General features: G+C 69.2%; 10 protein-coding genes and 1 pseudogene. 7 read left to right on the top strand and 4 right to left on the bottom strand.

The features are described 5' to 3' along the window. Positions 1-693: MmyB family transcriptional regulator (locus FXN61_RS40190; protein ID WP_167979126.1), on the top strand; the 693-nt coding region annotated here is incomplete at its 5' end. On the opposite strand, the gene FXN61_RS40195 is transcribed toward FXN61_RS40190, so the two are convergent. Beyond that, positions 690-1757, bottom strand: a complete 1068-nt coding sequence (locus FXN61_RS40195) for an RNA polymerase subunit sigma-70 (RefSeq protein WP_167979127.1) — start codon at positions 1755-1757, stop codon at positions 690-692. The genes FXN61_RS40190 and FXN61_RS40195 overlap by 4 nt on opposite strands. A gap of 141 nt (positions 1758-1898) precedes the next feature. On the opposite strand from FXN61_RS40195, the pseudogene FXN61_RS40200 reads away from it, so the two are divergent. After that, positions 1899-2797 (top strand): annotated as a pseudogene (locus tag FXN61_RS40200) (NADP-dependent oxidoreductase). Positions 2798-2848: 51 nt separating this feature from the next. Here FXN61_RS40200 and FXN61_RS40205 read toward each other — a convergent pair. Continuing rightward, positions 2849-3880 carry a LacI family DNA-binding transcriptional regulator gene (locus FXN61_RS40205; protein ID WP_167979128.1) on the bottom strand — a complete coding sequence of 344 codons (1032 nt, stop codon included), beginning with the start codon at positions 3878-3880 and terminating at the stop codon, positions 2849-2851. Between the two features lie 246 nt (positions 3881-4126). Here FXN61_RS40205 and FXN61_RS40210 point away from each other — a divergent pair, with 246 nt between their 5' ends. From FXN61_RS40210 to FXN61_RS40225, 4 genes are read left to right on the top strand one after another with little or no spacing between them, the layout of a single operon-like run. After that, positions 4127-5380: an ABC transporter substrate-binding protein gene (locus tag FXN61_RS40210; protein ID WP_167979129.1), complete on the top strand. Its 1254-nt coding sequence runs from the start codon at positions 4127-4129 to the stop codon at positions 5378-5380. 9 nt (positions 5381-5389) lie between these two features. After that, entirely contained in the window at positions 5390-6310 is a 921-nt protein-coding gene (locus FXN61_RS40215; protein WP_167979130.1) for a carbohydrate ABC transporter permease, read from the top strand. Positions 6311-6318: 8 nt separating this feature from the next. Then, the gene (locus tag FXN61_RS40220) at positions 6319-7206 is read left to right on the top strand and encodes a carbohydrate ABC transporter permease (protein WP_167979131.1); all 888 of its coding nucleotides are present in this window, start codon (positions 6319-6321) and stop codon (positions 7204-7206) included. 13 nt (positions 7207-7219) lie between these two features. Further along, positions 7220-8587, top strand: a complete 1368-nt coding sequence (locus tag FXN61_RS40225) for a GH1 family beta-glucosidase (protein WP_167979134.1) — start codon at positions 7220-7222, stop codon at positions 8585-8587. Here FXN61_RS40225 and FXN61_RS40230 read toward each other — a convergent pair. After that, entirely contained in the window at positions 8562-9953 is a 1392-nt protein-coding gene (locus FXN61_RS40230; RefSeq protein ID WP_246292724.1) for an alpha/beta hydrolase, read from the bottom strand. The genes FXN61_RS40225 and FXN61_RS40230 overlap by 26 nt on opposite strands. Before the next feature lie 292 nt (positions 9954-10245). Between FXN61_RS40230 and FXN61_RS40235 the strand changes: the two genes are divergently transcribed. Then, positions 10246-10635: an STAS domain-containing protein gene (locus FXN61_RS40235; RefSeq protein ID WP_167979132.1), complete on the top strand. Its 390-nt coding sequence runs from the start codon at positions 10246-10248 to the stop codon at positions 10633-10635. 80 nt (positions 10636-10715) lie between these two features. Here FXN61_RS40235 and FXN61_RS40240 read toward each other — a convergent pair. Continuing rightward, positions 10716-12507 (bottom strand): tetratricopeptide repeat protein (locus tag FXN61_RS40240; protein WP_167979133.1); only part of this gene is annotated, 1792 nt, incomplete at its 5' end.

Genomic DNA, 12507 nt, shown 5'->3' on the forward strand with positions numbered 1-12507 from the left:
GAAGCAGGGCGGGCCACGTCACCGTCCCAGCAGGTGCTGTCCGCGATCGCCCGCGCCCTGAGACTGTCGGCGGCCGAGCGCGAGCACCTGTTCCTGCTCGGCGGGCACCAGCCACCCGGCCCTGGGCAGCTGTCCGGCCACATACCTCCTGGGCTGCGCAGGCTGCTCGACCAGCTGGACGGCACACCGCTGAGCGTGCACGACGCGGCGTGGAACCTGATCCTGTGGAACCCGCTGTGGGCCGCGTTGTTCTGGGATCCGTCCGCGCAGCGAGGCCGTGAGCGCAACATCGTGTGGCGCCACTTCGCCGGACTGCCCGGCAGGGTCACCCACTCTCCCGAACAGCAAGCCCGGTTCGAAGCGGCCGTGGTGGCCGACCTCAGAGCGGCGACCGCCCGCTACCCCGCCGACTCCGGCCTGCTGTCACTGATCGGGGACCTGCGCGACACCAGCAGCGCGTTCGCACACCTGTGGGACACCGGAATCGTGGGCGTCCACGAGTCGGACACCAAGACCGTCGACCACCCGGACGTCGGAACGCTCACCCTCGACTGCGACGTGCTCATCGCCCCCGGCACCGATCTGCGAGTCGTCGCCTACACGGCAGCTCCCGGCAGCGACGCGGCGGAGAAACTCAAGCTCCTCAACGTCATCGGCACCCAGACCATGACCGGCAGCATCGCCCTCGGCTAACGCTCCAAGGGCACGTGGGTGATCGCCGCCGGCAGACCGAACGCCGGGAACAGCGCGGTATCGAAGGTGGCGGTCTCGGCGACCATGCCGTCCTCGATCCGCAGCACGGTGAGCGCGAAGGCCCGGTACTCCCGCTGATCGCCTGACCGGATGTACGACGCCGCCACCGGCTGCCGGTTGGCCGTGGTGGGCAGGATCTTGAACTGCACGGCGTACGGGCCGTGCAGGGCGGGCACCCACGCGTCGATGATCGTGTCCCTGCCCTCGATCCAGACGGGCTCCTCACCTTCGTAGCCGCCCGCGCCGGACTGCTGGCTGGCACGGGCGTCCGCGCTGAGCAAGGCGGCGAGCGCGTCGTCGTCCGCGCGTTCGAGCGCGGCCATGTACCGCTGCAGGACCTCCCGCTCCAGTTCGCCGGAGTCCGCGGGCTGGGCCCAGTCCGTGCGGCGTTCCGGCAGGTGTTGTTTCAGCGCGGGCCTGGCGCGCTGCAGCACGCTGTTCACCGACGCGACGCTCGACTCGAGCAGCTCCGCGGTCTCCTTGGCCGACCAGCCCAGCACGTCCCGCAGGATCAGCACGGCCCGTTGCCTGGGCTGCAGGTACTGGATCGCGGCCAGGAACGCCAGCTCGATGGTCTCCTTGGCGACCGCGGCGATGTCCGGCTCGGTCTCGGCGGACTCGATCTCGGCCAGCAGTGTGTCCGGGCAGGGTTGCAGCCACGGCACAGTCGCGGGTGGCACGGGACCCGAAGGTGGTTCGGGCAGAGCTTTTCGGGGGCTGCGGCCGAGGAAGTCCAGGCAGGCGTTGGTGGCGATGCGGTACAGCCAGGCGCGGAAGGTGGCCCTGCCCTGGTAGGTCTCGCGACGGCGCCACGCCCGCAGGAACGTCTCCTGGGTCAGGTCCTCCGACTCCTCGAACGAGCCGAGCATCCGGTAACAGTGCACCTGCAGCTCCGGCCGGTACCGCTCGACGAGCGTGGCGAACGCCTGTTCGTCGCCTGCCTGCGCGGCCGCCACGACGGCGCTGTCCTCGCCCTGGCCGGTCCTGGTCTCGACCCTGCTCACAGATGATCACTCCTCGCCCGGTCCACCTCATGTCCTACCTGTATGACGGTGGTCGCCCGGATTTCTCATCGGCGCGCCGAAACACGTGACCGGGGTCAAACTGACCCTGCACGACTCCCTTCCACTGAAAGCCGCACCGCCATGCGCGCAGTCCGTTTTCACGAGTTCGGCGACCCGAACGTCCTCACCGTCGACGACGCCCCCGAAACCCACGCCGGGCCAGGAGAGATCCGCGTCAAGGTCCAGGCCGCGAGCGTGAACCCCATCGACTGGAAGATCCGGGCCGGCTACATGGCCCAGATCATGCCGACCACGTTCCCCGCGATCCCCGGCTGTGACGCGACCGGTGTCGTCGACGAGATCGGTGAGAGCGTCACCGGCGTCGAGCCAGGTGACCGGGTGTTCGGCCTGGGCAGGGCACAACCGCCGAGTACGCGGTGCTCACCGCCTGGGCGCCCGTGCCCAGTGCCTGGACCGTTGAACAGGCCGCCGCGGCGGGCCTTGTGTCCGCGACCGCCATCGAGAGTCTCAACAACCTCGGCGACCTCTCCGGCAACACCGTGCTGATCGAGGGCGCCGCGGGTGGCGTCGGTTCCGCCGCCGTGCAGATCGCCGTCGCCCGTGGCGCCACGGTGATCGGCACCGCGAGCGAGGCCAACCACGACTTCCTGCGCGAGCTTGGCGCAATCCCCATCACCTATGGCGAGGGTCTGGCCGACCGCGTCGCCGCGGTCGCCCCTGCCGGGGTCGACGCCGCGCTGGACACCGCAGGCTCCGGCTCGCTGGCCGGCATCGTGGCCCTCGTCGGTGACGCCTCGCGCGTCGCGATCATCGCCGACTTCGGTGCCGGCGCCCTCGGCGTCACGCTCGTCGCGGGCAACGTGAACGCCGCCGCCAACCTCGCTGAGGCGTCCCGGCTCGGGACGGCCGGCGCCTACACCCCGCACGTGCAGGCCACCTACCCGCTGGAGAAGGCCACCGACGCACACGCACACGTCCAGGGCGGCCACGCCCGAGGCAAGGTCCTCATCACCCTCTGACCCCTTGTTCCGAGTCACCTGCGCTTGCCGAAACCGAGCGGCGGGCACCGTTCAGGATCCGCAGGAGTCCCTGACGACCAGCCGGGTCGGCAGGATCACGGGTTCCTCGCGACCGGCGCCGGTGACCATGGCCATGATCGCCTTGGCGGCGGCCACGCCGAACCCCGGCTTGTCCTGGGCCACCGTGGTCAGCGCCGGATCGACCACAGAGGCGATCTCGATGTCGTCGAACCCGACGAGCGCCAGGTCCTCCGGCACGCGCAGTCCCGCGGCACGGGCGGCGAGCAGCGCGCCCACGGCCATCTCGTCGCTGGCCGCGAACACCGCGGTGGGCGGCTCGTCCAATGCGAGAAGTCGTTGCATGGCAACGGTTCCGCTCGTCCGGTAGAAGTCACCCGCGACGACGTACTCGTCGCGCTGCTGGAGACCGGCGTCCCGCAATGCCTTGCGGTAGCCCGAAACACGGGCTTGGGCGGGCTGGTTGCCCGGCGGGCCGGTGATCGTGGCGATCCGGGAGTGGCCGAGCCCGGCGAGGTGACGGGTGGCCGACTGAGCGCCGCCCTCGTTGTCCGACGTCACGTAGGTGGCCCTGGGGCCGTCGACGGCGACGTCCAGCGCGACGCACGGAACACCCGACTGCGCAAAGGCTTCGAACGCCTCGGCGTCGGATCCGCTGTCGATCAGGACCAAACCGCCGAGGTGGTGGCGGCGGGTCATGTTCACGTAGCCGACCGGATCCGCGAGCGACGCGCCGACCTCGCGGGCGTCACCGCCGGTCGCGAGCATCAGCAGGTGGTAGCCGTGTGCGCTGAGCGCGGACTTCAGCCCGATCAGCAGATCCTGCAGATACGGGTGCCGCCAGCCAGGTCTGCGGTGGTCGGTGTCCCAGACCAGTCCGATCATCGTGGACTGTTTCGTCGACAACGCGCGCGCCGACTCGTTGGGCCGGTAGTCCAGCTCCTTCGCGACCCGCAGCACCCGGTCGCGCGTTTCCTCGTTCACCGTTTCCGGCTGGTTGAAGACGCGCGACACCGTCGCCACGGACACGCCGCAGAGCTGGGCGATCTCACGCCCGGTCGCCATCAGACCCTCCGTTTCACCGTAAGCGGTTACATCACCGTAGGAGCTGCGCTTTCCCTAGTCAAACGTGTGCGGAAGTTGATCTGTTTATCGTTTTGTTACTTGACGGCTGCTGCGTAACCCCGCTGTCATAGGCGCCACACATCGCAGACCGGCGGTTCGTGACGACGCCGGTTCACCTGCTCCAGAACCACTTTTCTGCTTCAGCGCGCCCAAAAATCGACGCCCAAGAAACGACGGAGGCCTGGAATGCGCCCCAAAGCACTCGCCATCGGCTGCGCCGCACTGGCGACCGCCGTGGTGCTCAGCGGTTGCAGCGGCACCGCGTCCGGTGGCAAGACCAAGCTGACCATCGGGCTGTTCGGCAACTTCGGGTACGCCGAGCTGCTCAAGGAGTACGCGAGCACGCACCCGGACATCGAGATCCAAGACCGCACCGCCTCCTACTCCGACCACCACAAGAACCTCGCCGCCCACCTCGCCACCGGCAACGGTGCCGCGGACATCGAGGCGGTCGACACCGGCTACGTCAACCAGTTCAAGGCCACCCCGGACAAGTTCGTCGATCTCAACACCAAGGGCGGCGACCAGCTGAAGGACCGCTGGCTGGCGTGGAAGTGGGAGGGCTCGCTCAGCAAGGACGGCAAGCAGATCGGCTACGGCACCGACGTCGGCGGTCTCGCCATCTGCTACCGCCGTGACCTGCTGCAGAACGCCGGACTGCCCGCCGACCGCGACCAGGTCGCGGCGCTGTGGCCGACCTGGCAGGACTTCATGGCCGCCGGCAAGAAGTTCCAGGAGAAGGCGCCGGAGGGCGTGAAGTGGTTCGACGGCGGGCCGACCGTGCTCAACGCGATCGTCGGGCAGGCTTCCGTCGGCTACTACGACAAGTCCGACAAGATCGTCGTGGGCGACAACAAGGAGATCAAGGCGGGCTGGGACCTCGTGGCCGACGGCGTGCAGTCAGGTCTGTCGTCCAAGTTGCTGTACTCCACGCCGGTCTGGAACACCGGGTTCAAGCAGGGCCAGTTCGCGACCGTGACGTGCCCCGCCTGGCAGATGGCCAAGATCAAGGACCAGGCCGGGCCCGAGGCCGCAGGCAAGTGGGACGTCACCTCCGTGCCCGGCGGTGGCGGCAACTGGGGCGGCTCCTACCTCACGGTTCCCAAGGCGGGCAAGAACGTCGACAAGGCCGTGGAGCTGGCGGCGTGGCTGACCGCGCCCGAGCAGCAGGCCAAGGTGTTCAAGAGCGCCGGACTGCTGCCGTCGATCCCGAAGCTGTACGACGACCCGGCGATCGTGGACTACAAGAACCCGTACTTCAACGACGCCCCCGTGGGCAAGCTGTTCACCGACGCGGCGAAGAAGCTGAACCCGCAGTACCAGGGCCCGAAGGCCGGCGACATCCAGACCGCCATCGGCAACGCGATGCAGCGCGTCGAGCAGGGCAAGCAGAACGGCGAGGACTCGTGGCGCCAGTTCGTCGGCGACGTCCAGAAGTGACGACCTGACATGGCATTGATCGACAAGACGGCCAGAAGGCACCGGTGGGACACCAAGTTCGCGCCGTACGGGTACGTGGCGCCGTACTTCCTGATCTTCGGTGTCTTCGGGCTGTTCCCCCTGCTCTACACCGTCTGGGTCTCGTTGCAGCACCGCAACCTGGTCGAGTCCGCCGACGCGTACTTCATCTGGTTCAGCAACTACGCCCAGCTGTTCGCGGACCCGTACTTCTGGAACGCCATGGGCAACACGCTGAGCCTGTGGCTGCTGACCACGGTCCCGCAGATCCTGTTCGCGCTGGGCATCGCGCAGCTGCTCAACCGCAAGGTCCGGACCCGCACGCTGTTCCGGATGGGCGTGATCCTGCCGAACATCACCTCGGTGGCCGCGGTGACGATCATCTTCGCCCAGCTGTTCGGCAGGGACTTCGGCCTGATCAACTGGGTGCTGGACCTGTTCGGTGCCGGGCACATCGACTGGCAGGCGGGCACGGCCACCTCGCACATCGCGATCGCCTCGATGGTGGTGTGGCGCTGGACCGGCTACCACGCGCTGATCTTCCTGGCGTCCATGCAGGCGATCCCGTCGAGCCTGTACGAAGCGGCCACTTTGGACGGTGCGAACGGCAGGCAGCAGTTCTGGCGGATCACGGTGCCGTTGCTGCGGCCGCAGATCATCTTCTCCACGATCATCGCGACCACCGGCAACATGCGCCTGCTCGCCGAACCGCTGCTGTTCAACCCTGGTGCCGCGGCCGCGACCGGTGGCTCGGACAGGCAGTTCCAGACCGCCGCGCTGTACCTGTACGAGCAGGGCTTCTCCAAGTGGGACTTCGGCTACAGCTCGGCTATCGCGGTCGTGCTGGCGATCGCCACGATCATCGTGGCCGGCCTCGGTTACCTGGTGACCAAACGGATCCGGACGGAGTGAGGGAACCCATGACCGCTGTGCTGGAGCGCCCCGCGCCGGTGCGCCCCGCCGGACCCTCGGCGAAGGCCCGCAGGCTGGCCAGGCGCGTCGCCGGACCGTGGACGTACGCCGCTCTGATCGCCGTGCTGGCCGGGTCGGCCTTCCCCGTGTACTGGTCGTTCGTGGTGTCCTCGCAGACACCGGACGCGATCGACAGCGTGCCACCGGTCCTGGTGCCGGGCGGCCACCTCTTCGAGAACATCACCCGCGTCTTCGACACCACCGACTTCGCGTTGGCCATGATGAACTCGATCATCGTGTCGGGCACGGTGACCCTCTCGGTGGTGTTCTTCTCCACCCTGGCCGGGTTCGCGTTCGCCAAGCTGCGCTTCCGCGGCCGCAACGTCCTGCTGCTGCTCATCATCGGCACGCAGGCGATCCCGACCGAGCTCGGCATCATCCCGCTCTACATGATGATGAGCGAGTTCGGCTGGGCCGGGGAGATCCACGCGGTGATCGTGCCGGGACTGGTGACCGCGTTCGGCGTGTTCTTCATGCGGCAGTACTTCGAGCGGGCCATCCCGGACGAGCTGCTGGAAGCGGGCCGGATGGACGGGTGCCACTCCCTGCGGCTGTTCTGGCACATCGCGCTGCCCGCGGCCAGGCCGGCGGCGGCGGTGCTCGGACTGTTCACGTTCATGCAGGCGTGGAACGACTTCTTCTGGCCGCTCGTGGTGCTGACGCCGGAGAACCCGACCGTGCAGAAGGCCCTGAACGAATTGGCCAGCGGCTACACCACCGACTACACGCTGGTGCTGACCGCCGCGACGATCAGCACGGTGCCCGTGCTGGCCGTGTTCCTGTTGTTCGGCCGCCAGATCGTCGGCGGCATCATGTCGGGCGCCGTCAAGGGCTGACCTCGCAGAGGAGATCGTTGTGAGTTTTCCTGCCGGCTTCCGTTGGGGTGTGGCGACCTCGGCCTTTCAGATCGAAGGGGCAGCACGGATCGACGGGCGAGGTCCGTCCATCTGGGACACCTTCGCGACGGTTCCCGGCGCGGTCGCGTCCGGCGACACCGGTGACGTGGCGGCGGACCACTACCACCGCTGGGAGGAGGACGTGCGCCTGCTCGCCGACCTGGGCGTCGACGCGTACCGCTTCTCGGTCTCGTGGTCGAGGATCCTGCCGGACGGCCGCGGCCGGATCGAGCAGCGCGGCCTCGACTTCTACCGGCGGCTCGTCGAGGCGTTGCTGGACAACGGAATCGAACCCTTCCTCACGTTGTACCACTGGGATCTGCCGCAGGCGCTGGAGGACCAGGGCGGGTGGCGCAACCGCGACACCTCCCACCGGTTCGGCGACTACGCCGCGACCGTGCACGAGGCACTCGGTGATGTCGTCACCAAGTGGACCACGTTGAACGAGCCGTACTGTTCCTCGATCGTGGGCTACGGCGAAGGCCGCCACGCACCTGGCGCGCGCGAAGGCCACGGTGCGCTGGCGGCGGCGCACCACCTGCTGCTGGGCCACGGACTCGCCGTGCAGGCCATGCGCGCCAACGGGTTGCCAGGCCAGGAGTTCGGCATCGTGCTCAACCAGTCCCCCACCGTGCCGGTGACCGGCTCCCCCGCCGACGTCGCCGCGGCCAGTCGCCAGGACTGCCTGCTGCGCAGGCAGTTCACCGATCCGCTGTTCGGTTCGGCGTATCCGGAAGAACTGACCTCGATGTTCAGCGCGCTCAGCGACTTCTCGTTCCGGCACGACGAGGACCTGTCGATCATCGGCGAACCACTGGACTACGTCGGTCTGAACTACTACTACCGGCTGCACGTCGCCGACGCGCCCCACCGGGAGCCCGACCCCGCCCAGCGCACCGCCCACGACATCGGCGTCGACACGAGCCAGCTGCCGGACGTCCCGCGCACCGGCATGGGCTGGCCGGTGGAACCCGCCGGTCTCACCACCGCGCTGACGGACCTCAAGGCGCGCCACCCCGGCCTGCCTCCCGTCTACGTCACGGAGAACGGATGCGTCTACCCGGATTCGGAAACGTTCGAGGACAACGACCGCATCGCCTACCTCCGCGACCACATCGCCGCGGCTGAGGCCGCCGCGGCGGCCGGAGTGGACCTCCGCGGCTACTTCTGCTGGTCACTGCTCGACAACTTCGAGTGGGCGCACGGCTACAAGCACCGGTTCGGCCTGATCCACGTCGACTACGCGACCCGGCGCCGCACGCCACGCGCCAGCTACCACTGGTACCGCTCGTTCATCACGGCCCGACGGCCGGGCAGCTGACCGCCGGGATCGTCAGGTCCAGCAGGTAGTTGTCCACGCCGCCACGGGTGCACGCATTGCGCGGATAAGCCACATGACCCCATCCCTCGTAGGTCAGCAGCGCGGTGTTGCGCGGCGCCTGCCGCTGGATGTTCGCCGCCCAGTCGTACGGGGTTGTGGGGTCGTGTCGCGCGCTGAGCACCAGGATCTTCGGTGCGTCACGGATGTCCAGGCGGTGGGGCGGGTTGGCGGGCGGTCCGGGAACGCCGACGCACGCAGTGGCTTCGTCGTGGCCGAGGAAGCTGCCGCGCATGATCGGTGAACGGCGGAGCTCTTCTGCACGCAGCCGCGAGTACTCCGCGAAGTTCTTGATGCGCAAGGAGAAGTCCTGGCAGACCGTCGCGAGCCGGACCGACTCGTAGTTCGGCTCGAAGTTCAGGGCCGCCCTGGCTCGCGTGCCGGTCGTGCCGGCGATGCGGTCCGCGATCCAGGACCAGTCCGGGTCGCGCAGCGCGCCGTAAACGGAGTCGATCAGTCGTTGCCTGCCGAGCGGTTCGCCGTCAGCACGAACGAGTGCGGCCTCCCAGGCCGCGAAAACGTCCTGTCCGTGCAGGGCGCAGGAGGCCGTGCGATCGCACCAGCGGGCGAACTCGGTGAACGAGTCGTCCGCAGCCGCGGCCCGGTCCCCCATGAAGCGCCTGGAGTCCGCGCTGTGGTCGACGACGCTGTCGAGGACCATCGCGCGGATCCGGTTGCCGAACTTCTCGGCGTACTGCTGGCCGAACACCGTGCCGTACGACAGGCCCAGGTAGCTGATCTTCCGTTCGCCCAGCGCCCGCCGGGCCGCGTCCATGTCCTGGGCGACGGCGGCGCTGTCGGCGTGGTCGAAGATCGGCCCGCTGCGCTCGCGGCACTTCTCCAGCACGCTCCGGTTGTGCCGCAGCAGCGCGGTGAACCCGGCCTCGTCGGCGGGGTAGGTCGTCGGCTGCCCGGTCATGAGGTCGGCGCAACGGATCGGCAGGCTGTTCCCAGTGCCGCGCGAGTCGATGCCGACGATGTCGAACCGGGCCCGAATCTCAGGACTGAACAGGCCGGACAGCGCGAACGCCGCCGCCGAACCTCCAGGACCACCGGGGTCGACCATGAGCACGCCCAGTCGCCGCGCCGGATCGGTCGCGGGGTGGCGCGCCACGGCGAGATCGATGCGCTGGCCTCTCGGCTTGTTCCAGTCCAGCGGCACGCTCAACGTCCCGCACTCGCCCTCCGGGTCGTCCGGGCACGGCGCCCACGCGATGGACTGCGCAGATCCGGCGGGTTCGGCGTTCACCGAGCCCGCGCAGGTCACGAGAACCATGGCGGCGAGGGGTGTCGCCAATGCCCGCATCATCGACCGCACAGTGCCTCCAGTTCTGGTGTGGGAGCGCTCCCCACCTTACGAGGTTGATCGCGATCGCAACCCCGCCGAAAGATGGCGAGCGGGGGCGCTGCCGCCTTCACGGCCACCCTTTCGTGGGCTTGTCGTGGCACCAGGGGTCGCTAGAGTCGATTGTGCGAGTGGTTGAGCCCTCAGCCGTTGCCTTCGTCCGGCCCTGCTCGCACCAGCGGGGCTGCACGCCAAGGCCGGAGTCGTTGCCGGGCGTGGAAGTCATCGTCACTTCGCCGCCGAGGAGGCCGTCGTCATGTCCGGATCATCCATGCGACCGCTCGAGGTGCAGCGCGAGGCAGAGGGCCTTGCGGTGGTGGTGCGTGCGGCCGGGGAGCTGGACCAGTACACCGTTCCGGTGCTCCGTACCGAGATCGATGCCGCGTTCGCGGCGGCGACACCACCCTCTCCGGTCGTGGTCGACCTGACCGGGATCGACTTCTTCGGCTCCGCGGGGATCAACGAGTTGGTGATCCAGCACGAGCGGGCCACCGGCGGACCGGTTCCGCTGCGGATCGTGGCGCCACAGGAAAAGGTGCTGCGTCCGATCGCGCTGACGGGCCTGGACGATGTGCTGGACATCTATCCGGAGCTGGAGCTGGCATTGCACTGCGACCGGCCGGCGCTTCCCAGGATGACCAACTGAGCGCTGCCGCCGAGCTCCGGCTGTGACGCTCTCGGCAGCGCGGCAGTCCGGGCTCCCCGGTGGGAACAGCTCACACTGCACTATCCGCCGTGGGCGGTGGCGAGAGCCGCCTGCGCGCGGTCGATCTCGCGGCGGTACTCGATCTGGGTGGCCAGCGCGAGTGCGGTCTCGTGGTGCCGCCGTCCGGCAGGGCCCAGCAGGTCGCCCAGCACGTTGTGCGCCTCCGCCAGGTGGTCGAGCACCCGGCCGCCGTCGAGCGCCTCCACCGCCTGACGCGCGAGCGGTTCCGCTTCCGCGTCACGACCCGCGCGCAGCAGGCCGTCCGCCAGCTCGATCCGGCCGCGCACCGAGTAGTGCAGGTTGCCGAGCTCCTCGGCCAGCTCCAGGCCGGCGCGCAACGACGTCAGGGCATCCGCGTGCCTGCCGAGCTTGCTGAGGACCGTGCCGAGGAACGACAGGTTCGCCGCCTCCTCGTTGCGCTCGCCGATCTCCCGGTTGCGCACCAGCGCCTTCTCCAGGTGCTCCCGCGCGTCCTCCAGCTCGCCCTGTTCGATCAGCGAGACACCGATGTTGGCCAGACAGATCGCGGCCATCCGGTAGTTCTGCTCCCGTTGCGCGGTCTCCAACGCGGCGCGGTGGCACGCCACCGCCGCCTGGTAGTCGCCCAACCGGTGGTGCGTCAGACCCGCCACGGCGATAGCGCCCTCACCCGCGCGCGTCGCGTGTTCCAACGCCACCCGGTAGCGGCACGCCATGTAGTTCGTCAGCGCCAAGCGGTACCGGCTCAACGCTTCCTGGGCAGGATCCCCGAGGGCACGGGCGGCGTTGGCGGCGATCTCCTGGGTGCGCAGCAGGTCGTCGACGTGGTGGTTGATCATCAGGTAGTGCCCGGTGTTGCCGGCGAGCGCCCAGGCGTGCGCCGGTTCGGCGTGCTCGATCAGCAGCACCAGGTTGCGGTACTCGGCGGTGAACCACGCGACCGCGGAGTCGTTGTCGCGCAACGCCGGCGCGTGGCCCGGTGGCTCGATCGGCGGCAGCTCCACCCGCCGCCTGCCCGGCTGGAGCAGATCCGCCGCGTGGTCGGCGACGTGGAGGTAGTAGCCGACCAGCGCACCGAGCCCCGCCGTCTCCCCCAGCGAGCGCGCGTACTCCCGCACCAGGTCGTGGAACTCGTAGCGGCCGCGTGACTTCTGCTCCAGCAGGTGGTCGTCGAGCAGGTCCTCCAGGAGTGCGACAGCCTCGCCTCGCGAAGCACCGATCAACGCCGCCGCGGCCCACGCGTCGAAGTCCGCGCCGGGGTGCACGGCGAGCGCACGGAACATCCGCTGCCGTTCCGGTGCGATGTGCTCGTAGGACACGGCGAACACCGCCGCCAGGCCGGATAATCGCGCCTGCTGGGTGCGCAGCAGGTCGAGCAGGTCGTCCGCGATCCACTGTGGACGATGACGCAACCGGGCGGCAGCGAGCCGGACCGCGAGCGGCAGCCCGCCGCACAGCTCGACGATCTCCAGCACCGCTGCTCGTTCCGCGGCGGGCCTCTCCCCCGCGACGGCGGTGAACAACGCCACCGCGTCCGGCACCGGCAGCACGTCCAGCGACAACGGCGTGGCGCCGTCGAGCCCGATCAGCCTGCGTCTGCTCGTCACCAGCACGAGGCAGCCCGGCGCGCCAGGAACGAGCGGCCGCACCTGATCGGCGTCCGCGGCGTTGTCCAGCACGATCACCGCCCGCCGGTCGGCGAGCGTGGTGCGCCACAACGACTCCCGCTGCCCCGCGTCCATCGGCACCCGTTCCGCGGGCACCCCGAGCGAGCCGAGCAACGCCGCGAGCGCGGCCTGCGGGTCGAGCGGTTCCCTGCCCGCGGTGAAGCCG

This window comes from Lentzea indica (assembly GCF_012184385.1).
Taxonomy (GTDB): Bacteria; Actinomycetota; Actinomycetes; order Mycobacteriales; family Pseudonocardiaceae; genus Lentzea; species Lentzea indica.